A 20,494-nucleotide genomic window follows, 5' to 3' on the forward strand; every position below is an offset into this window, starting at 1 on the left:
GGTCGTGGCGACGCCCTGTCGTCGTCACGATAGAACAACATGATGACGCCGCGATGACGCCGGTGGGAAGCGCCAGTCGCAGCGAGTTGACGAAAATCAGGCGTCGCGTTCGATGTCGACGTCGCTGGCCGGCGTGAACTCGTCGAGCGCCATCATGTGTCCGAGTTTGCCGACCTTGGTCGTCAGGTAGTGCTCGTTGAACGGGTTGCGTCCGGTGGTGATGGCCAGGCGCTCGCGAATGTGCACGCCGTCGCGGGCAAGCGCTTCCACCTTGCGTGGATTGTTGGTCATCAGCCGCAGGGCCTGGATGCCGAGATGTTCGAGCATTGGCACGCAGATATCGTAGCGGCGCTGGTCGGCACCGAACCCCAGCTGCTCGTTGGCTTCGACGGTGTCGGCCCCGTCGTCCTGCAGGGCATAGGCGCGGATCTTGTTGAGCAAGCCGATACCTCGGCCTTCCTGACGCAGATAGAGCAGGGCGCCACGGCCTTCGTCGGCGATCCGCTTGAGCGCCTCCTGCAGCTGATAGCCGCAGTCGCAGCGCATCGAGAAGAGCGCGTCGCCAGTCAGACACTCCGAGTGTACGCGCGCGAGGACGGGCTCCGGCGTGGTGATGTCGCCCAGCGTGAGCACGACATGCTCCTTGCCGGTGGCGGTTTCCTCGAAGCCGTGCAGCATGAAAGTCGCCCAAGGAGTGGGCAATTGCGATGCGGCGATGAAGCGGATCGACACGATGACCTCGCGAGCGGGGAGGCGGACCCCTGATAATTAAAGGGCCGGCATTATAACAGGCTTGCCGGTCGATCCGTTACAATGCCGGCAAATCTCGAATGCGAAGAGAGCCATGACCTTGAACCAGGATTGTGAGCCGCAGGCGCTGCAGAACGATCGCCTGCTGCGGGCGCTGGCCCGCCAACCGGTCGACCGCACGCCGGTCTGGATGATGCGTCAGGCCGGCCGCTACCTGCCGGAGTATCGTGAAGTGCGTGCCCAGGCCGGCAGCTTCATGGATCTCTGCCGCAACACCGGGCTCGCCTGCGAGGTGACGCTGCAGCCGCTGGAGCGCTTCCCGCTGGATGCGGCGATCCTGTTTTCCGACATCCTGACCATTCCGGATGCCATGGGGCTGGGGCTCTACTTCGAGCCCGGCGAGGGGCCCAAGTTCCGTAAGCCGTTGCGCACGGCTGCCGATATCGCCGCGCTTAGCGCGCCGGATGCCGAGCGCGATCTCGACTATGTGATGAATGCGGTGCGCACGATCCGCCACGAGCTGAACGGCCGCGTGCCGCTGATCGGCTTCTCCGGTAGCCCGTGGACACTGGCGACCTACATGGTCGAAGGCGGCTCGAGCAAGGATTTCCGCCACATCAAGGCCATGCTCTACGGCGACCCGCAGGCGCTGCATACGCTGCTCGGAGTGCTCGCGACCGCGGTGACCGACTATCTCAACGCGCAGATCCGCGCCGGTGCCCAAGTGGTGCAGATCTTCGATACCTGGGGTGGCGCGCTGTCGACGCCGGCCTACCGCGAGTTTTCGCTGGCCTATATGCAGCGCATCGTCGGCGGCCTGATCCGCGAGCAAGGCGGTCGCCGGGTGCCGGTGATTCTGTTCACCAAGAACGGTGGACAATGGCTCGAGACGATTGCTGACAGTGGCTGCGATGCCGTCGGCATCGACTGGACCACCGAGCTTGGTGATGCCCGACGCCGGATCGGCGAGCGCGTCGCGATCCAGGGTAACCTCGATCCCAACGTGCTGTTCGCGCCGCCGGCGCGCATCCGCGACGAGGTGGCGCGCCTGCTCGAGAGTTTCGGTCCCGGCGAGGGTCATGTCTTCAACCTGGGCCACGGCATCAGCCAGTTTACCGACCCCGCCAACGTCACCGCCTTTCTGGAGACGTTGCATGAGCTCAGCCCGGCCTACCACCGCTGACGATACGGGCGCCGACGCACTGCTGCTGTTCGACGCCGGTTGCCCGTTCTGTCGCCGCTCGTTGCGCTGGCTACTGGCACGCGAGCGCGCTGACAGCCGGCTACGTCTCAGCGCGCTGGACGGCCGGTTGTCGCGGCGACTCGGCGGCCACTTTGGTATCGACTTCGCCGGCAGCGACAGTATCTGGCTGTTTGCCGATGGCGAGATGGCCCGCAACAGCAGCGCCGCCTGGCGTCTCGCAACCCGTCTGCACGGACCCTGGCGCTGGCTAAGCGGTGTGCGCTGGATCCCCCGGTCCTGGCGCGATGGCGCCTATCGTTTCATCGGCAATCGACGTGGCCGGCTGGCTTTCCTCGATGCCGACAGGCTAGAGGGTCATCCGCGCTGGCTTGACCGGCTGACCCCGGGTCTCTGTACGCAGCTGGGCCTGCCCATGACTCTGGCCGATGCCGAGGAGTTCGACGCTTCATGATTCGACGCTTCATGCATCGACGCCCACACCTGACACCGCGGCAATGCTTGTTCGCGCTGCTGACCTGCGGTTGGGCGGCTGCCATTGCCTGGGGCAGCCTGACGCCGGCGGATACGCTGCCGCGAGACCTGCCCTGGGACAAGCTCAATCATTTCATTGCCTATGGCGGGCTCGCGATAGGGCTAGGCCTTAGCGGCTGCCGTCGAGGGACCGCGCTGATTGCCGCCGTGGCCTTCGGTGCGGCCATCGAGTTTCTGCAGATCCCGGTGCCCGGCCGTCACGGGGGTGATCCGGCGGATCTGCTGGCCAATGGGCTGGGTGCCCTCAGCGGGATCCTGCTGGGGCTCGGCGTTGCCGCATTCCGCGAGCGTCACCCGCAGCGGCACAGGCAGTGACGCGGGGCGACGACGGGGCTATCGGTGAGGTCTCCGTTCAGCATTGAACACCGATTCAACAAAACGCACCTCGGTGGTGCATCTGTGCGATTCCTGCAGCTTTTCTGCAACAAATTGTAGCGATATGCCCGTTCAGCCAATACCTCATCGGGGCGATAACCGCTCGTAGATAGCGTTGAAACAAGGTTTTAGGGCGGTTTGGGCGAGAGTGGAACGAACTTTGCTACCGTCTTGGAGGCATGCTCATGCATGCACTCAAATGACAATGCGAGGGAGTTGATTCCACATGCGCTATAAGAACAAGAGCCTGCTGGCTCTGCCCGCAGCCGCCGTGGCACTGGTAGCAGTGTCCAACGCTCAAGCCGCCACTCTGGACGACGTCATGGACGCCGGTGAATTCAACTGTGGCGTCAGCACCGGTCTCGCCGGTTTCTCCGCGCCCGATGACACCGGCACTTGGCAGGGCATCGATGTCGAAGTCTGCCGTGCCGTCAGCGCCGCTGTACTGGGCGACCCCGAAGCCGTCAATTTCACGCCGCTGACCGCCGTCGAGCGCTTTACTGCCCTGCAGTCCGGCGAGATCGATGTGTTGTCGCGCAACACGACCTGGACGGCCACCCGCGACAACTCGCTGGGTCTCAACTTCACCGGCGTCAACTTCTACGACGGCCAGGGCTTCCTGGTGCGTAGCGATCTCGGCGTCGACAGTGCCATGCAGCTCGATGGCGCGGCAGTCTGCGTGCAGTCCGGTACCACCACCGAGCTCAACCTGGCCGACTACTTCCATGCCAACGACATGGAGTTCCAGCAGGTCTCCCTCGACACCTCCGACCAGTCCGCGCAGGCCTTCGACAGCGGTCGCTGCGACGTGCTGACTTCCGACTCCTCGCAGCTGGCGGCCCTACGCCTGCAGCTGGCCGATCCGGAAGGCGCCGTGATCCTGCCGGAACGCATCTCCAAGGAGCCGCTTGGCCCCGTCGTGCGCCAAGGCGACGACCAGTGGTTCAACATCGTCAAATGGAGTCTGTTTGCCATGCTCGACGCCGAAGAGCTCGGCGTGAACAGCGAAAACGTCGACGAGATGCGCGACAACCCGCCGAATCCGGACGTTGCTCGCCTGCTGGGTCAGGACGGCAACTTCGGTGAACAGATGGGTATCAGCAACGACTGGGCCTACAACATCATCAAGATGGTCGGCAACTACGACGAAGTCTTCCAGGAAACCGTCGGTTCCGGTTCGCCGCTGGAGCTCGAGCGCGGTGTCAACGCCCTGTGGACCGATGGCGGCATCCAGTACGCTCCGCCCGTCCGCTAAGCCATAGCACCCTTTCGACATCTCGTCTCCGGCCGGCGCCGGAGGCGAGGTGCCTCTCAACGCTCGAGTAGAGATAGATACTCATGCTGCGTCCATCGACTTCTCTACCGCGACGGGGACAGGGTCCTCTGTGGCGTAACCCCGCCATGCGTGCACTGGTCATCCAGGCCGTGCTGTTCATCGCGTTGGCGGGCTTCATCAGTCTGCTGGTTCACAACACGCTGCTCAACCTCGACGCCCGCGGTATCCATACCGGTTTCGGCTTCATGGACGAGCGTGCCGGTTTCTCGATTTCGCAGACCCTGATCGAATACACCAACAGCAGCACCTACGGGCGCACCTTCGTCATCGGTCTGCTCAATACGCTGCTGGTTTCCTTTCTTGGCATCATCGCCGCGACCATCATCGGTTTTCTGGTCGGGATCGCGCGACTGTCGCCCAACTGGCTGCTGGCGCGGCTGGCGACCGTCTATGTCGAGATCTTTCGCAATATCCCGCTGCTCGTGCAGATCCTGTTCTGGTACTTCGCTGTGCTGCGGGCCCTGCCATCGCCGCGAGATAGCGTCTCGCTGTTCGAGGCGTTCTTCCTCAACGTGCGCGGGCTGGTGATACCCGATCCGCAGCCGCTGGAAGGGTTTGCCGCGACTCCCTGGGCACTGCTGGTCGGTATCGTCATCACGGTGCTTTTCAGCATCTTTGCCAAGCGTCGGCAGATGGCCACCGGCAAGGCGTTGCCCGTCTACTGGATCGGGGCAGCGATCGTCATCGGGCTGCCGCTGATCGTGTTTGTTGCCACCGGCGCGCCGCTCGAGTGGTCGCTGCCCGAGCTGACCGGCTTCAACTTCCGCGGGGGCATCAATATCCTGCCGGAACTGGTCGCCCTGTGGCTTGCGCTGTCGATCTACACTGCTGCCTTCATCGCCGAGATCGTGCGCTCGGGCATCCTCTCGGTCCCGCACGGGCAGACAGAAGCCGCCCGCTCGCTGAGCATTCCCGGCGCCATCACCCTGCGCAAGATCATCATCCCGCAGGCCATGCGCGTCATCGTCCCGCAGATGACCAGCCAGTACCTGAACCTGATCAAGAACTCGTCGCTCGCCACCGCAATCGGCTATCCGGACCTGGTTGCCGTCTTCGCCGGCACCACGTTGAACCAGACCGGCCAGGCGATCGAGATCATCGCCATGACCATGGCGGTCTATCTGGTCATCAGTCTGACGGTGTCGTTCCTGATGAATCTCTACAACGCGCGTACGCTGCTGAAGGAGCGTTGAGATGACCGCGACGACTAGCAACTCTACCTTCCGCACAGAAATGATCGAGGCGCGCCGCGCGCCGGATCAGCGCCGCGGCGTGTCCGGCTGGCTGCGTGCCAACCTGTTCAGCAGCCCGCTCAACAGCGTGGTGTCGATTGTCGTGATTCTGGTGATCGCGCGGTTGATCTGGCCGCTGCTGGAGTGGGCGGTCATCGACGCCAACTTCATCGGTGCCAGCCGCGACGCCTGTACCGGTGCCGGCGCCTGCTGGGCGTTTATCGGTGCGCGCTTCGATTCGATCATCTACGGCTTTTATCCGGAGGGCGCGCGCTGGCGGGTCGACATCGTCTTCGCCATGCTGGCGATTCTGGTCGCCTGGCTGGCCGTGCCACGTCTGCCGCAGAAGAAGTGGGTGGCGCTGTTCGCGCTGGTCGGCTTTCCGATCATTGCCTATTTCCTGCTGCTGGGTGGCAGCTTCGGGCTGGAGTATGTGCCAACTCGTGCCTGGGGCGGCCTGATGCTGACGCTGACGATTGCCGTGGTCGGCATCGTCGGCTCGCTGCCGATCGGTATCCTGCTGGCGCTGGGGCGCCGTTCGCAGATGCCTTTCGTCAAGGCGGTCTGTGTGATCTTCATCGAGTTCTGGCGCGGCGTGCCGCTGATCACGGTGCTGTTCATGGCGTCGGTTATGCTGCCGCTGTTCGTGCCCGGAAACATCGAGTTCGACAAGCTGCTGCGTGCCCTCGTCGGCATCATGCTGTTCTGGAGCGCCTATATGGCGGAAGTCATCCGCAGCGGGCTGCAGGCGATCAGCAAGGGGCAGGATGAAGCCGGCAAGGCGCTTGGGTTGAGCTACTGGCACCGCATGGGGCTGATCATCCTGCCGCAGGCGCTCAAGCTGGTCATACCCGGCATCGTCAATACCTTCATTGCGCTGTTCAAGGATACCTCGCTGGTGCTGATCATCGGGCTGCTTGACATGCTGGCGATCATCCGCGCCGGCCTGACCGACACCAACTGGCTGGGGTTCTCGACCGAAGGATATGTCTTCGCGGCGCTGGTCTACTGGGTCTTCTGTTTCAGCATGTCGCGCTACAGCCAGTACATCGAACGTCGCCTGAACACCGGACACAAGAACTGACGTCGCGCCCCGCGTCGTCGCGGGGTGGCGGTTTCGCCCAACAAGATCGTCATCAGGAACGCACTGCCATGACCGAAGCAACAGCCAGCCGGCCGACAGCAGGCAAGGACACCCCGATGGTCGAGATCGATCATCTCAACAAGTGGTACGGTGACTTTCACGTACTGCGCGATATCAACCTGACCGTGAGCAAGGGCGAGCGTATCGTCGTCTGCGGCCCGTCCGGCTCCGGTAAGTCGACCATGATCCGCTGCATCAACCACCTGGAGGAGCATCAACAGGGGGCGATCGCGGTCAACGGTATTCCCATGAACAACGACGTCAAGCGGATCGAACAGATCCGGCGCAACGTCGGCATGGTGTTTCAGCACTTCAACCTGTTCCCGCATCTCACCGTGCTGGAGAACTGCTGTCTGTCGCAGATCTGGGTACAGAAGAAGCCGCGTGCCGAGGCCGAGAAGACGGCGATGGAGTATCTTGATCGCGTGCAGATCGCCAACCAGGCGCAGAAATATCCCGGCCAGCTTTCCGGCGGCCAGCAGCAGCGCGTAGCGATCGCCCGGGCGCTCTGCATGCGGCCGGAGGTAATGCTGTTCGACGAGCCGACCTCCGCGCTCGATCCGGAGATGATCAAGGAGGTGCTCGACGTCATGATCGAGCTTGCCCACGAGGGCATGACCATGCTCTGCGTCACCCACGAAATGGGCTTCGCCAAGACCGTGGCCGACCGGGTCATCTTCATGGACCAGGGCCAGATCATCGAGGAGGCGCCGCCGACCGAGTTCTTCAACAATCCTCGCTCGGAGCGCACGCAGTTGTTCCTCAGCCAGATCCTGGGGCACTGATGGGTATCGAAAAGCGCTTCGTCGAAGGGGCGCCGCAGCCGATCGCGCCGTTCTCCCACGCCTGTCGCGTGGGGGAGCTGGTCTTCATCACGGGTCAGATGCCGACGGTGCCGGAAACCAACGAGATGCTGCTTGGCACTTTCACCGAGCAGACCCACCGGGTGATGAAGAACCTGGCGATCGTGCTCGAGGCCGTCGGCAGCAGCTTCGAGCATGTTGTGCAGAGTCGGGTCTTCATCACCAACATGGGGCATTTCGACGAGGTCAACAGCGTCTATGCCAGCTACTTCGAGGCGCCGCTGCCGACGCGTACCTGTGTCGGCGTTACGGGGCTTGCCGGCGGCGCCGACGTCGAGGTCGATATGATCGCCTGGATTCCTCCGGCTCACGACTGAGCCGAAGGTGACGCCGAACACTCAGCGCCCCGCCATCGCGGGGCGCTGTCGTTTCCGTTATCGCAGCGAGAACGATGCCGGCATCCAGGCCTCGGAAGGCACTGGGAAAGCGTGGCCTTGAGCGGCGACGAAATCTCTACCACGCTTAGGTCACGATCCACGGAACCGGAGAGTGAGTCATGGAAAAGATCTATGTGGTTGCCGCCGATGCGGCGCGGGCTCGCATCTTTGCGCGCCAGGCCAATGTACTGCGCGAAGTCGAGACGCTGACGCATCCTGAAGGGAGGGCCCATACGGGCGATCTGCGTACCGGAGGCAAGGGAGAGGCTACGTCGGGGCCCAGTCAGCGCCAGACCGGCGACGACAACGCGACCTCCGACAAGCAGGAGATGTTCTTTGCCAAGGAAGTCGCCGATTACCTGCGCGACGCGCGCACTCAGGGCAAGGCCGACGAGTTCATCCTGATCGCGGCGCCGCAGTTCCTAGGGCTGCTGCGTGACAAGCTGGACAAGCCGACCCACTCGCTGGTCACCAAGACGCTCGACAAGGACCTGTCGAAGGCGAGCGAAGACGAGATTGCCAGCAAGCTTGGCTGGTCCTGAACGCGTAGACGGGGTCATGCCCCGTCGTTCGGTATCGTAGCGCGCCGCTCTCCGGAGCGGCGCGCTACGTTAGGGCTTGTCGGTAGGGACCGCCCTCGCGACCTAGGCCGGTGCCGCTTTGTGCCTGATATCGGTATCGCATCCGAGCACTTTCGAACGCTGGTCGGCGCTCAAGGAATGGTCGGCAGCTTGATTTCGTCACTGCGCTGGGCCCCCACGGTCATTTCGCGACACAGGCGCAGGAACTCGCGCATCGCCGTGGTCAGATATTTATGGCGATGCCAGATGAACGCAAAGCTGCGCGTCAGGTCGAGCTCCGGCGTGGCGATCGGTACCAGGCTGCCGCGGCGGAAAGCGTCGCGCAACGCCAGTCGCGACACGCAGCCGATACCCAGGCCCGATTCGACCGCGCGCTTGATGCCTTCCGTGTGCTCCAGCTCCAGCAGGATATTGAAGCGTCCCCGGCGGTGACGCATGGCATGTTCCAGCGTGCGCCGGGTGCCGGAGCCGACCTCGCGCATGATCCACGCCTCGCGCAGCAGCCGTTCCAGATCGGCGCTGCCTTCGCCGGCGAGGGGATGTCGCGGCGAGCAGAAGACCGTCAGATCGTCCTCGATCCACGGTTGGATCACGATGTCGTCGTGCTGACAGTCGCCCTCGATCAGCCCCAGATCGATTTCATGCAGGGCGATCCGTTCGACGATCGACGCCGTGTTCTGAACCTGCAGGCGCACCCGGCTCTCCGGATAACGCTGCATGAAGTCGCTGATCAGCAGTGTCGCCAGATAATTGCCGATGGTCAGCGTGGCGCCGACCTCGAGCGAGCCGATGCCGCGCTGCCCCTTGAGCAGCTCCTCGATCTCTTCGCCACGATCGAGCAGCGCCACCGCCTTGGGCAATAACTGAAAGCCTAGGGCATTGAGCTTGAGCCGTTTCCCCAGGCGGTCGAGAAGCTGGCAGTCGAACTGCCGTTCCAGCTCCGCCAGCGCAGTGCTGGTCGCCGACTGAGACATCGATAGCGAGCGGGCCGCACGGGAGACGCTCTGATGTTGGGCAATGGCCACGAACACCTCGAGCTGACGCAGGGTATAGCGCATGGCGGGCATCCATATCGATTTTATGGATATAGGTTATCCAAACAATCCACTTAACAGAAGACTCGCCCTTTCTTATAGTTCCGTCATCTACCGAACAGGCAATCTATGCCTTTTTGCTATTACGTCAGGAGTGCCGCATGAGCAAGTTCGCCTTGGAAGAGGTTCTCAGCGTTCACCACTGGAACGATACGCTGTTCAGCTTTCGTACCACGCGCGAGCGCAGCCTGCGCTTCAAGAACGGTCAGTTCGTGATGATCGGTCTGGAAGTGGATGGTAAGCCGCTGGTGCGCGCTTACTCGGTGGCCAGCCCGAACTACGAGGATCATCTCGAGTTTTTCAGCATCAAGGTGCCTGATGGCCCGCTGACCTCGCGGCTGCAGCACCTCAAGGTCGGCGATCAGATCATGGTCAGCCGCAAGCCGACCGGCACCCTGGTGTGCGACGACTTGCTGCCGGGGCGCAATCTCTACATGCTCTCCACCGGTACCGGGCTGGCACCGTTCATGAGCCTGATTCAGGACCCGGAAGTCTACGAGCGCTTCGAAAAGGTCGTGCTGATTCACGGCGTACGTACCGTCAGCGAACTCGCCTACGCCGACTTCATTACTCAGGAGCTGCCGGCGCACGAGTATCTGGGCGAGGAGATCAGCGAGAAGCTCGTCTACTACCCGACCGTGACGCGCGAGGAATTTCACACGACGGGTCGTCTGACCGACCATATTCGCAGCGGCAAGCTGTTCGCGGATACCGGCCTGCCGCCGCTCGATCCGAAGCAGGACCGCGCCATGATCTGCGGTAGCCCGGCCATGCTGGACGAAACCAGCGAGCTGCTCGATGAACTGGGCTTCGCGATCTCGCCGCGCATGGGCGAGCCGGGAGACTACGTCATCGAGCGCGCCTTCGTCGAAAAGTGAAGCCTCCATACAGGCCAGGCGCCGGTGAAGCTGGCGCTCGCCACGTAGCGAGCGCCGCGTCCTGCTCGACCTGATCTTGGCGCGCCAGCGTTTCGATGCCGCAGCAAAAAGCCCTCGTCGACATCCTGTCGACGAGGGCTTTTCAGTGATGTTGCTGGTCAGCGGGTGTTTTACACCGCGTCCTTGCCGGTCTCGCCGGTACGGATACGGATCACCTGCTCGAGCGGGGAGACAAAGATCTTGCCGTCGCCGATCTTGCCGGTATTGGCCACCTTGGTAATGGCGTCGATCACCTGGTCGCTCATGTCGTCGTCGACGGCGACTTCGAGCTTAATCTTGGGCAGGAAGTCGACCACATACTCAGCGCCACGGTAGAGCTCGGTGTGACCCTTCTGGCGACCGAAGCCTTTCACTTCGGTCACGGTGACGCCCTGCACGCCGATCTCTGACAGAGACTCACGCACGTCGTCCAGCTTGAACGGCTTGATGATGGCGGTAACCAGTTTCATGGAGTTTCTCCTCGCGTGCGGTAGACGGATGGCTGCGCGTCCGTGTCCGATGGATAAGCCATTGTGACGGCAACTTCGCTGTCATCATGAGCTGTTGTCATCTTAAGCATCTGTCATCTTAAGCATACTACGTCGTCAGGGAAACACTGCCGAGGCCGTGCGGGAAATCCCGAGCCCTGTCGCGCCAGCCTTCTTTCATCGAACCGGTGCCTGTCTGGCAGTGGCCGCGCTGTTGCAACCTTTCTGGCGGCATTAAAAAAGGCCCCCCGAAGGGGGCCAGGGGAGCACGCCAGCTCACTCGGTCTATCGGCGTTACTTCTTGCCGACGTTGAATTCAGGGTAGGCTTCCATACCGCACTCGGCGATATCGACGCCTTCGTACTCTTCTTCTTCGGAGACGCGGACGCCCATGACGGCCTTGATGATCAGCCAGACGACCAGGCTGGCCAGGAAGCACCAGGCGAAGATGCCGACAACGCCCAGCAGCTGCGCGCCGAAGGTGGCGTCACCGTTGGTGAAGGGCACCACGATCACGCCCCAGATGCCGACCACGCCGTGGACGGAAATCGCACCGACCGGGTCATCGAGTTTCAGCTTGTCGAGGCTGACGATGGAGACCACCACGATCAGGCCGCCGATGGCGCCGATGATGGCGGAGGCAAAACCGGACGGGGAGAGCGGGTCGGCGGTGATCGCGACCAGGCCAGCCAGGGCGCCGTTGAGTGCCATGGTGAGGTCAGCCTTGCGGAACCACAGCTTGGCGAGGATCAGCGCCGCGATGACGCCGCCGGCCGCGGCCGAGTTGGTGTTGACCAGAACCTGGGCGACGTTGTTGGCGGAATCGACGTTGGAGACCATCAGCTCGGAGCCGCCGTTGAAGCCGAACCAGCCCATCCACAGGATGAAGGTACCCAGCGTGGCCAGCGGCAGGTTGGCGCCGGGGATCGCGTAGATCGCGCCGTTCTTACCGTATTTGCCCTTACGCGGGCCGAGCACGATGACGCCGGCGAGGGCGGCTGCCGCGCCTGCCAGGTGGACGATGCCGGAGCCGGCGTAGTCGGAGTAACCCGCTTCGCTCAGCCAGCCGCCACCCCAGGTCCAGTAGCCGGACGTGGGGTAGATGATGCCGGTCATGACCACGGCGAAGGCCAGGAAGGCCCACAGCTTCATGCGCTCGGCCACGGCACCGGAAACGATCGACATGGCCGTCGCCACGAACACGACCTGGAAGAAGAAGTCGGCGCGCGCGGAGTAATAGACGTCGCCGCCGCTGCTCATCACGTCATCGACGCTGTTCTCGGCGCCGATCAGGAAGCCGAAGTTGGGGAAGAAACCACCGGCGCTGCTCGAGTACATCAGGTGGTAGCTGAACAGCAGGTAGACGACGCTGGCGATGGCGAACAGCACCACGTTCTTGGTCAGAATCTCGGTGGTATTCTTGGCGCGTACCAGGCCGGCCTCGAGCATGGCGAAACCTGCCGCCATCCACATGACCAGCACACCCGACACCAGAAAATAGAAGGTGTCGAGTGCGTAGGATAGTTGCACGACTTGATCATTCATTCTTTTGTCTCCTAGTCCCGCGCCTCAAACGGCGTCGGCCCCGCGTTCCCCGGTTCGGATCCGGATGACATCTTCGAGTGGCGTCACGAACAGCTTGCCGTCACCGATCTTGCCGCTGTTGGCAGCATTGCGAATCGAGTCCAGCACGCCATCCAGGCGGTCATCTTCCACAGCCACCTCGATCTTGACCTTGGGCAGGAAATCGACAACGTATTCCGCGCCCCGGTACAGCTCGGTATGGCCTTTCTGACGACCGAACCCTTTCACTTCTGTGACGGTAATGCCCTGCACGCCGTTGTCGGCCAGTGCTTCTCGCACGTCGTCGAGCTTGAAGGGTTTAATTATGGCGGTGATGAGTTTCATCCCTTTCTCTCCCATAGTCGGCTTGCGCCTTCGGGTAACAGGCAGGACACATGCCACAAGCCGACGATTCTTTTATTATCATGTGGTTACAGTGATCATTGGCCGCCGGTTGGCATGACAGACGATGTGTGGGTTTTGTATCTGCACCAATAAAGTGCGCACAGCTTTCGTTTGCGCCCCTTTTAAGGGCATTGACAGCGTCAACCTTGGGCGGCGAGGTCGCGAGAGTTTGCGTATGCTGGTGGCTAGATACCGTCGACTTTCACGAGCAGGAGAACATCTCATGTCCGCACAGGATCGATTCGAGCGTCTGACCCGCCAGTTGGGCGAACGTCTGCAGGGCGCCTCCCAGGCGCCGGGTGATATTCAGCGTAACGTGCAGGGCGTACTGCGCGGCGCCATGGAGCGCATGGAGATCGTGTCGCGCGAAGACTTCGACATCATGATGGATGTGCTGACGCGCACGCGGGAGCGTGTCGAAGCGCTGGAAGAGCAGGTGTCCGCGCTGGAAAATGCGATGCATAGCGAGCAGGCGGCACAGCCGGCATCGCCCTCTACCCCGGAAACTCCGGCAGAGGATGACGTTGACGGCAGTGCCGACGGCGCCAAGCCCTGATCCCCGCCAACCGGTTACTCGAGGTCGGATGGGTTGCCTTCATGCGTAACAGAATGTAGTCCTATAGGGTGGGGTCGATGCGCTGACATTGTCGGCCCCGCCTGCGGCAGTCGCCTCAGGCGGATCTCAACCGTGGAGGCGGCGAATGACGCTCGCGATCGTCCAGACCCGTGCCAGTCTCGGGCTCGAGGCACCCGAAGTCTCGATCGAGGTGCATCTCAGCAACGGCTTGCCGGGTGTCACTCTGGTGGGGCTGCCCGAAGCCGCGGTCAAGGAGAGTCGGGAGAGGGTACGCAGCGCCCTGATTAACGCCGGCTTCGAATTTCCCGCCCGTCGCATCACCCTCAATCTCGCCCCCGCCGATCTGCCCAAGGAGGGCGGGCGCTTCGACCTGCCGATCGCCCTGGGTATTCTCGTGGCGTCCGGCCAGGTGCCGGCAGCGGGGATCGCGGGACTCGAGGTCACCGGCGAACTGGCGCTGGATGGCTCGCTGCGTCCGGTCACCGGCGTACTGCCGATGGCCCTGGCCGCACGGCGGGACGGTCGCGGGCTGATCGTGCCCTTGGCTAACGCCGATGAGGCCGCACTGGCCGAGGGCATCGAGGTGTTCGCCGCGGGGCACCTGCTGGAGGTCGTGGGGCATCTGCTGGGGCGCGAGCCGCTGTCACCGCACCAATTTGGCGCACCCCTCGGCACCGCCGCGGCGCAGCCGGACATGGCCGACGTCAAGGGACAGCATCAGGCGCGTCGGGCGCTGGAGATCGCGGCGGCGGGCGGCCACAACCTGCTGTTGGCGGGGCCGCCCGGCACCGGCAAGACGATGCTGGCAAGTCGCCTGGGTGGCATCCTGCCGCCGCTAACCCGGGACGAATCGCTGGCGGTGGCCGCGGTACGCTCCGTCTGCGGTCTGCCGATCATGCCCTACTGGGGGATACGCCCGTTCCGCAACCCGCACCATACCTCGAGCAGCGTCGCACTAGTCGGCGGGGGCTCGCGTCCGCGTCCCGGGGAGATCTCGCTGGCCCACCACGGGGTGCTGTTTCTCGACGAGCTGCCGGAGTTCGACCGGCACGTGCTGGAGGTGCTGCGCGAGCCGCTGGAGTCGGCGCAGATCCTGATCTCGCGTGCCAACCATCAGCGCCGCTTCCCGGCACGCTTCCAACTGGTGGCGGCGATGAACCCGTGCCCCTGCGGGCACCTCGGCAACCCGCGCCAGCGCTGCCAGTGCACGCCGGCGCAAATCCAGCGCTATCAGTCGCGACTCTCCGGTCCGCTGCTGGATCGCATCGACCTGCAGGTCGAGGTGCCCGCGATGCCGGCGACCCAGCTCACGGACACGACGCCTGGTGAATCGTCGGCGACGGTGCGCGAACGGGTATTGGCCGCGCGCGAGCGCCAACAGGCGCGCGGCGGGCTCAATGCCCATCTGCCCGGGGCAGAGGTCGAAGCCGCCTGCGGCCTGTCGAGCGCGGAGCGCGCGTGGTTCGCCGACGTGCTGGACCGGCTCAATCTCTCCGCGCGCGCCTATCACCGCCTGCTGCGTGTAGCGCTGACGCTGGCGGATCTGAGTGGCGAGACGCGAGTCGGCAAGGCGCAACTGATGGAGGCGATCGGCTACCGCCAGCTCGATCGAATGCTAGGCAAGCGCGAGCATACCGCCGTCTAAGATCAGCCTTCCCGCGCCAGCCCCTGCGCCAACGTCGCCAGGCGCCCGGGCTGCAGCGCATCCTCGAGCGCGCTGATGCGCAGCACGTGGCCCAGTGCCGGATGGGCCGGGCGGTGGATCAGCGTGCCCTCATCCAGCAGCGCCTGGTGAATGGCGGCGGCCTGTGCGGCGCGGGGCAGACGCAGGCAGACGAAGTTGGTGGTGCTGGGCAGCACCGCCGCGCCCTGCTCGCGTAGCCAGTCGGCGAGCGCTTCGCGACGGGCGATGACCGCCGCGACGTGCCCGCGGGTCTCGTCGGGATGGGCAAGCACGGTGTCGGCCGCAGCGAGTGCCAGCGATGAGACGGCGTAGTGAATCCTCACCTTCATCAACATGGCCAGGGTCTCTGGCGTGGCGATGGCGTAGCCCACGCGCAGCCCGGCGAGGCCGTGTGCTTTGGAAAAGGTGCGCAGGCGGATGATGCCGGCCCAGGCCGGATTGGCCTCGGGGGACCAGGCATCTTCGCGGAAATCGTGATAGGCCTCGTCGAGTACCAGCGTGCAGCCGGCGGGAAGGGCATCGCGCAGTGCCAGTACGTCGGCGTCGGCGTGTAGATAGCCGGTCGGGTTGTCCGGGTTGGCGAGATAGACCACGCGAGCGCCCTCGCGATGCGCGGCACCGGCCAGTGCCGAGAGATCCGGCGCCAGCGTTTGCGTGCTGTCGGCGTAGGCCACTTCAATCTCGCGGCAGCCCGCGCCACGTACGAAATAACTCCAGGTCGGATAGGTGCCGGCACTGGTGATGACCGGACTGCCCTCGTCGCAGAGCGCCCGCAGCGCGAGCGCCATCAGGCTGTCGGCGCCGGCATCGACGAGTAGCTGCTCGGGAGAGAGGCCCAGGCGCTCGGCGAGTCGGTGGCGCAGCGACCATGCCTCGGCGTCGCCATAGGTTCGCGCCAGATCGGCGAGCGCATCGCCGAAACGGGCACGCAGGGCGCGATGCGGCATGTCCAGCCCTTCGTTGGAACCGATACGGTGGGGCAGGGCGTGGCCGAGACGGCGCTCCAGCGCCTCGAGGCCGGGGAAGGGATTGTATGGGCCATCCTGCTGTTCGAGATGGCGGGCGAAGCGGGGCATGGGCGTCTCGTTGTCGGCGGTGAATGGATCAGGTCGCGGGTCAAGTGGCATCAACGGGCCGGGCGGTGCCCTTCTCGATGCGCCGAGGTGTTTACGGCGCGGCGCCGTCAGGCAGCGCGTCCAGGTCGACCGCCCCGCTGGCCTGCCACTGCCAGTGGGCCGTGCCGTTCGTCGGGCGCGAGAGGTCGAGCTGCAGGCGGTAGGGCTGCAGTGTGCGGTCGCTCAGGCGCAGCGGCGGCGCCGGCGCGTTCAAGCTGATCTGTAGTAGCCACTGGTCGCTGTCGCCGATGTCGATGGCCTGTGGCGCCCAGTCGAGCACGAGCGGTGCCTCGGCAGTCGCGAGCAGAGCCCGGCCCAGCGCTTCGTTGAGCGCCTCGGGCGTGATCGGTAGCGGGGCGTCGACCTCGGCCGGGCGCATCAGCAGCGTGATCTGCGGCGTGCGTTCGGCGGGCCAGGGCGGTTGCTCGAGCAGACCGGAAGCGGCTTTGCCTGCCAGGCCTCCGAGGGCCTGACGCGAATCCGGCGCTGGCGTCGTCAGCCCGGCGCAGCCGGCGAGCGTCAGCAGGAGCGCAAGCGCCAGCGGCTTCATGAGGGTAGACGCTCCTCATCGACCAGAGGCCTCGCCTGGTAGACCAGGAAATCGTCGAGTGACGTGAAGAGCGCTTCGCGAATCTCGGGCGACTCGTTGACCAGGTGATGACGTGCCTCGGCGTGGCGCACGATGCGGGCCTGTGGAAACTTGCGCTTGAGCGCCTTGAGATTCCAGCTCCAGTCCACCGTGAGATCCTGCTCGCCCTGCAGGATCAGTACCGGCAGCTCGCTCGGTGGCCGCTTCAGTAGCGTCGGCATCCAGCGGCGCATGGCACTTACCCAGGTCAATGCCAGGTGGTTGTCCTGCAGCGGGTCGTGCAGACGCAGGAAGTCGGCGAAATCGAGATCGGTCGTGTTGGCCCGATACTTTCGGGGAATGGTGGTCACGAACGGACTGGCGATACGGTGGAGCCAACGGGATTGATTCCAGCCCCAGGGCCGTACCAGCGGTGCCAGCAGTATCAGCCCCTGCCACGGCGCCTGCTCGCCGCGGGTGAGAGCGTCGGTGGCGATGATCGAAGCTCCGGTGCTCTGGCCTGTCGCGAGCCACGGGCCGGGGGCCAGGTCACTGTCGACCAGGTGGTGCTCGACGGCGTTGAAGCAGGTCACGTAGTCGGTGAAATCGTCGATCGTGGCGCGCTCGCCGCTGGAAAGCCCGTGACCGGGCAGATCCCACAGGACGACCTGCCAGTCCCGTGCCAGCAGACGCTCGAGCAGATGTCCGTAGAGTCCCAAGTGATCGAAATAGCCATGCACCACGAAGACAGTGCCGCGCGGGCGTGCCGGCGCCCAGACCTGGGTCCATAGGTCGAAGCGCTTGCCAGCGTCGCCGTCGGCCTGCAGGAAGCCGGCATGCAGCGTGAGCGAGGGGTCCGCCTCGAGCAGGCGTGCCAGTCGATAGTGGCGCAGATAGTCGCCCAATGGCGAATCGGCGGGTGTCTCGATACGCTGGAGCGGGCCGGTAGCCTTCAATGGCGAAAAGTCGAGCATGCGTGCATCTCCTAATTGGCCCATGCTACTCGTCGTGCTGCCGCGACACCATGATCCCGACTGAGTGGTGTGGCGCCGGGGTGAACGAAGGTCGAACGAGACAAGCGGCAGCGGCAGGGATACCATGTGGGAAGCCATTCATGGAAATGATTTCCATAAACGCGCGAACCGTTCATGATCTATCGCGCTGCCCCCAACGACAGGCCGTTTCCGGAGGCTGACATGACCCAACGTACCGTTCACCACCGCCTGCAGGTCGCGGACGCGCTCGAGTGTTTTCTGATCGACGAGGCGCTGCCGAATGCCGGCATCGATGCCGAGACGTTCTGGGCCGGTTTCGACGCGCTCGTTCACGATCTCGCGCCGCGCAACCGCGAACTGCTGGTCGAACGCGAGCGGCTGCAGGCCAAACTCGACGAGTGGCATCGGGACCATCCGGGCCCCGTCGAGGATATGGCGGCTTATCGTGCCTTTCTCAAGGAGATCGGCTATCTGGCCGATCCGCCGGTGCATGTCGAGACCACCACCGCCAATGTCGACGCCGAGATTGCCCGTCAGGCGGGTCCGCAGCTTGTCGTGCCGGTCAACAATGCGCGCTACGCGCTGAATGCCGCCAACGCGCGTTGGGGCAGCCTCTACGATGCGCTCTACGGCACCGACGTCATTGCCGAGGATGACGGGGCCGAGAAAGGCGGTGACTACAACCCCCGGCGTGGCGAGAAGGTCATCGCCTATGCACGCAATGTGCTCGATATGGCCGTGCCGCTGGCGATCGCCTCGCATCGCGATGCCGTCGGCTATCTGATCCGCGACGGTCATCTCACCGTCAAGCTCGAGGGAGGGCGCGAGACCGGGTTGAAGAACCCCGGCCAGTTCGTCGGCTACCTTGGCGAGGCGACAGCGCCCAGCGCCGTGCTGTTGGTCAATCACGGCCTGCACCTGGAGCTGCAGATCGATGCCGAGCATCCGATCGGTCAGCAGGACCCGGCCGGGGTCAAGGACCTGCTGATGGAAGCCGCGGTGACCACGATCATGGACTGCGAAGATTCGGTGGCGGCGGTGGACGCCGAGGATAAGGCCCAGGTCTACCGCAACTGGCTGGGCCTGATGAAGGGCGATCTGGAAGAGCGCTTCGACAAGGGCGGCAAGACCGTCACGCGGCGGCTTAATCCGGATCGCGACTATACCCTGCCGAACGGCGAGTCGCTGACGCTGCCCGGGCGTTCGCTGATGTTCGTGCGCAACGTCGGCCACCTGATGACCACGCCGGCCGTGCTCGATGGCGACGGCAACGAGATTCCCGAAGGCATGCTGGACGCAGTGGTGACGTCGCTGATTGCGCTGCACGACCTGCAGCGCGAGCGCGGCAACTCCCGCGCCGGGTCGATCTACATCGTCAAGCCGAAGATGCATGGCCCCGACGAAGTGGCGTTCGCCGATACGCTGTTCGGGCGCGTCGAGCAGATGCTGGCGCTGCCGGCTAACACGCTGAAAATGGGCATCATGGACGAGGAGCGGCGCACTTCGGTCAATCTCAAGGCATGCATCGCCGCCGCCGCCTCGCGCGTGGCCTTCATCAACACCGGGTTCCTCGATCGCACCGGCGATGAGATGCACACCGCCATGAACGCCGGGCCGATGCTGCGCAAGGGCGACATGAAGGGCAGCCGCTGGATTGCCGCCTACGAGCGCAGCAACGTGCAGATCGGTCTGGCCTGCGGCCTGCGCGGGCGGGCCCAGATCGGCAAGGGCATGTGGGCAATGCCGGATCTGATGGCGGCGATGCTCGAGCAGAAGGTGGGGCATCCCAAAGCGGGGGCCAACACCGCTTGGGTGCCGTCGCCGACGGCGGCCGTGCTGCATGCGTTGCACTATCACCAGATCGACGTGCATGCGATCCAGCGCGAGCTGGAGCAGCAGGGCGAGAGCGACCTGCTCGATGACCTGCTGACGGTACCGGTGGATCCCGACGCCGACTGGGATGCCGACGCGATCCAGCAGGAGCTGGACAACAACTGCCAGGGCATCCTCGGCTATGTGGTGCGCTGGGTAGAACACGGCGTTGGTTGTTCCAAAGTGCCGGACATTCACGATGTCGGCTTGATGGAAGACCGTGCCACGCTGAGGATCTCCAGCCAGCATATCGCCAACTGGCTACACCATGGCATCGTCGACGAGGCGCAGGTGCGCGAGACGCTGGAACGCATGGCCAAGGTGGTCGATGCGCAGAACGCGCAGGATCCAGACTACACGCCGATGACCTCGCACCTGAGCGAGTCGACCGCCTTTCAGGCCGCCTCCGATCTAATCTTCAAGGGACGCGAGCAGCCGGCCGGCTACACAGAGCCGCTGCTGCATCACTGGCGGGCGGTGGACAAGGCGCGCGGCTGACTCGGGGGCACCAGTGACGATCCGACCGGCATCTCTCGTTGCGGGTCGGGTCGCGCAGGCTGTCTTCCCGGACCGGCTGTCTTCCCGGCTAAGAGAGAAACGACGGCGGTGGCAGGGGAGCGAATATCGGTCCCTGCCCGACGTGACCAAGCGGGCGTAACAAACGGGCATAAAAAAAGAGAGCCAGGCGTGCACGCCGGGTCTCCCTCTTGGTCAGCTAGGCCAGAAGTGCTGAACTCCTACGGTCATCGCGATCCGTATGTCCCTGGCGGCAGTCGTCCTGACTGCGATCCTTGCCAATCCCCATTCCTTGGGGATTGGCCCT

General features: G+C 64.1%; 21 protein-coding genes. 13 read left to right on the plus strand and 8 right to left on the minus strand.

Translation table 11 applies throughout. The features are described 5' to 3' along the window. Nucleotides 1-96: 96 nt before the first annotated feature. The gene (gene ribA / locus MC381_RS01660) at nucleotides 97-732 is read right to left on the minus strand and encodes a GTP cyclohydrolase II (RefSeq protein ID WP_251975982.1); all 636 of its coding nucleotides are present in this window, start codon (nucleotides 730-732) and stop codon (nucleotides 97-99) included. Nucleotides 733-850: 118 nt separating this feature from the next. Between ribA and hemE the strand changes: the two genes are divergently transcribed. The 9 genes from hemE (at nucleotide 851) to MC381_RS01705 (ending at nucleotide 8,354) form a co-directional block, all read left to right on the plus strand. Beyond that, nucleotides 851-1,933 (plus strand): uroporphyrinogen decarboxylase, encoded by a 1,083-nt coding sequence (hemE, locus tag MC381_RS01665; RefSeq protein WP_251975983.1) that lies wholly within the window; start codon nucleotides 851-853, stop codon nucleotides 1,931-1,933. Then, the gene (locus MC381_RS01670; protein WP_251975984.1) at nucleotides 1,905-2,405 is read left to right on the plus strand and encodes a thiol-disulfide oxidoreductase DCC family protein; all 501 of its coding nucleotides are present in this window, start codon (nucleotides 1,905-1,907) and stop codon (nucleotides 2,403-2,405) included. The genes hemE and MC381_RS01670 overlap by 29 nt, the downstream gene beginning before the upstream one ends. Beyond that, the gene (locus MC381_RS01675) at nucleotides 2,402-2,800 is read left to right on the plus strand and encodes a VanZ family protein (protein ID WP_251975985.1); all 399 of its coding nucleotides are present in this window, start codon (nucleotides 2,402-2,404) and stop codon (nucleotides 2,798-2,800) included. The genes MC381_RS01670 and MC381_RS01675 overlap by 4 nt, the downstream gene beginning before the upstream one ends. A 286-nt stretch (nucleotides 2,801-3,086) precedes the next feature. Further along, nucleotides 3,087-4,115, plus strand: coding sequence for an amino acid ABC transporter substrate-binding protein (locus tag MC381_RS01680; RefSeq protein WP_251975986.1), 1,029 nt, complete (start codon nucleotides 3,087-3,089; stop codon nucleotides 4,113-4,115). Nucleotides 4,116-4,198: 83 nt separating this feature from the next. Further along, complete coding sequence (locus tag MC381_RS01685; RefSeq protein WP_251975987.1) at nucleotides 4,199-5,389, plus strand: amino acid ABC transporter permease; 1,191 nt, start codon at nucleotides 4,199-4,201, stop codon at nucleotides 5,387-5,389. Nucleotide 5,390: 1 nt separating this feature from the next. Beyond that, a complete protein-coding gene (locus MC381_RS01690) occupies nucleotides 5,391-6,512 on the plus strand; it encodes an amino acid ABC transporter permease (protein WP_374708150.1) in 1,122 nt (373 codons plus the stop codon). A 116-nt stretch (nucleotides 6,513-6,628) separates the two neighbouring features. Then, entirely contained in the window at nucleotides 6,629-7,357 is a 729-nt protein-coding gene (locus tag MC381_RS01695) for an amino acid ABC transporter ATP-binding protein (RefSeq protein ID WP_251976359.1), read from the plus strand. Continuing rightward, complete coding sequence (locus MC381_RS01700; protein WP_251975988.1) at nucleotides 7,357-7,752, plus strand: RidA family protein; 396 nt, start codon at nucleotides 7,357-7,359, stop codon at nucleotides 7,750-7,752. The genes MC381_RS01695 and MC381_RS01700 overlap by 1 nt, the downstream gene beginning before the upstream one ends. Nucleotides 7,753-7,931: 179 nt before the next feature. Next, nucleotides 7,932-8,354 carry a host attachment protein gene (locus MC381_RS01705; RefSeq protein ID WP_251975989.1) on the plus strand — a complete coding sequence of 141 codons (423 nt, stop codon included), beginning with the start codon at nucleotides 7,932-7,934 and terminating at the stop codon, nucleotides 8,352-8,354. 170 nt (nucleotides 8,355-8,524) lie between these two features. Here MC381_RS01705 and MC381_RS01710 read toward each other — a convergent pair whose 3' ends face one another. After that, nucleotides 8,525-9,451: a LysR family transcriptional regulator gene (locus tag MC381_RS01710; protein ID WP_251975990.1), complete on the minus strand. Its 927-nt coding sequence runs from the start codon at nucleotides 9,449-9,451 to the stop codon at nucleotides 8,525-8,527. Between the two features lie 137 nt (nucleotides 9,452-9,588). On the opposite strand from MC381_RS01710, the gene MC381_RS01715 reads away from it, so the two are divergent. Beyond that, nucleotides 9,589-10,365: a ferredoxin--NADP reductase gene (locus tag MC381_RS01715; protein ID WP_251975991.1), complete on the plus strand. Its 777-nt coding sequence runs from the start codon at nucleotides 9,589-9,591 to the stop codon at nucleotides 10,363-10,365. Nucleotides 10,366-10,535: 170 nt separating this feature from the next. Here the strand turns inward: MC381_RS01715 and glnK are convergent, their stop codons facing one another. The 3 genes from glnK to MC381_RS01730 all read right to left on the minus strand — a co-directional run bounded on the left by glnK (nucleotide 10,536) and on the right by MC381_RS01730 (nucleotide 12,800). Further along, nucleotides 10,536-10,874, minus strand: coding sequence for a P-II family nitrogen regulator (gene glnK, locus MC381_RS01720; protein WP_251975992.1), 339 nt, complete (start codon nucleotides 10,872-10,874; stop codon nucleotides 10,536-10,538). A gap of 312 nt (nucleotides 10,875-11,186) precedes the next feature. Then, complete coding sequence (gene amtB / locus MC381_RS01725) at nucleotides 11,187-12,437, minus strand: ammonium transporter AmtB (protein WP_251975993.1); 1,251 nt, start codon at nucleotides 12,435-12,437, stop codon at nucleotides 11,187-11,189. Nucleotides 12,438-12,461: 24 nt separating this feature from the next. Further along, a complete protein-coding gene (locus tag MC381_RS01730; protein WP_251975994.1) occupies nucleotides 12,462-12,800 on the minus strand; it encodes a P-II family nitrogen regulator in 339 nt (112 codons plus the stop codon). 283 nt (nucleotides 12,801-13,083) lie between these two features. On the opposite strand from MC381_RS01730, the gene MC381_RS01735 reads away from it, so the two are divergent. Both MC381_RS01735 and MC381_RS01740 read left to right on the plus strand, forming a co-directional pair. Next, nucleotides 13,084-13,416 (plus strand): accessory factor UbiK family protein, encoded by a 333-nt coding sequence (locus MC381_RS01735; protein WP_251975995.1) that lies wholly within the window; start codon nucleotides 13,084-13,086, stop codon nucleotides 13,414-13,416. 145 nt (nucleotides 13,417-13,561) lie between these two features. Beyond that, entirely contained in the window at nucleotides 13,562-15,082 is a 1,521-nt protein-coding gene (locus tag MC381_RS01740; protein ID WP_251975996.1) for a YifB family Mg chelatase-like AAA ATPase, read from the plus strand. A 2-nt stretch (nucleotides 15,083-15,084) separates the two neighbouring features. Here the strand turns inward: MC381_RS01740 and MC381_RS01745 are convergent, their stop codons facing one another. The 3 genes from MC381_RS01745 to MC381_RS01755 all read right to left on the minus strand — a co-directional run bounded on the left by MC381_RS01745 (nucleotide 15,085) and on the right by MC381_RS01755 (nucleotide 17,778). Further along, nucleotides 15,085-16,197, minus strand: coding sequence for an aminotransferase class I/II-fold pyridoxal phosphate-dependent enzyme (locus MC381_RS01745; RefSeq protein WP_251975997.1), 1,113 nt, complete (start codon nucleotides 16,195-16,197; stop codon nucleotides 15,085-15,087). Between the two features lie 91 nt (nucleotides 16,198-16,288). After that, complete coding sequence (locus tag MC381_RS01750; RefSeq protein ID WP_251975998.1) at nucleotides 16,289-16,786, minus strand: hypothetical protein; 498 nt, start codon at nucleotides 16,784-16,786, stop codon at nucleotides 16,289-16,291. After that, nucleotides 16,783-17,778, minus strand: a complete 996-nt coding sequence (locus MC381_RS01755; protein WP_251975999.1) for an alpha/beta fold hydrolase — start codon at nucleotides 17,776-17,778, stop codon at nucleotides 16,783-16,785. The genes MC381_RS01750 and MC381_RS01755 overlap by 4 nt, the downstream gene beginning before the upstream one ends. Before the next feature lie 222 nt (nucleotides 17,779-18,000). Between MC381_RS01755 and MC381_RS01760 the strand changes: the two genes are divergently transcribed. Then, entirely contained in the window at nucleotides 18,001-20,169 is a 2,169-nt protein-coding gene (locus tag MC381_RS01760; protein ID WP_251976000.1) for a malate synthase G, read from the plus strand. Nucleotides 20,170-20,494: the final 325 nt, after the last annotated feature.

Source organism: Salinicola avicenniae (assembly GCF_023736115.1).
Taxonomy (GTDB): domain Bacteria; phylum Pseudomonadota; class Gammaproteobacteria; order Pseudomonadales; family Halomonadaceae; genus Salinicola; species Salinicola avicenniae.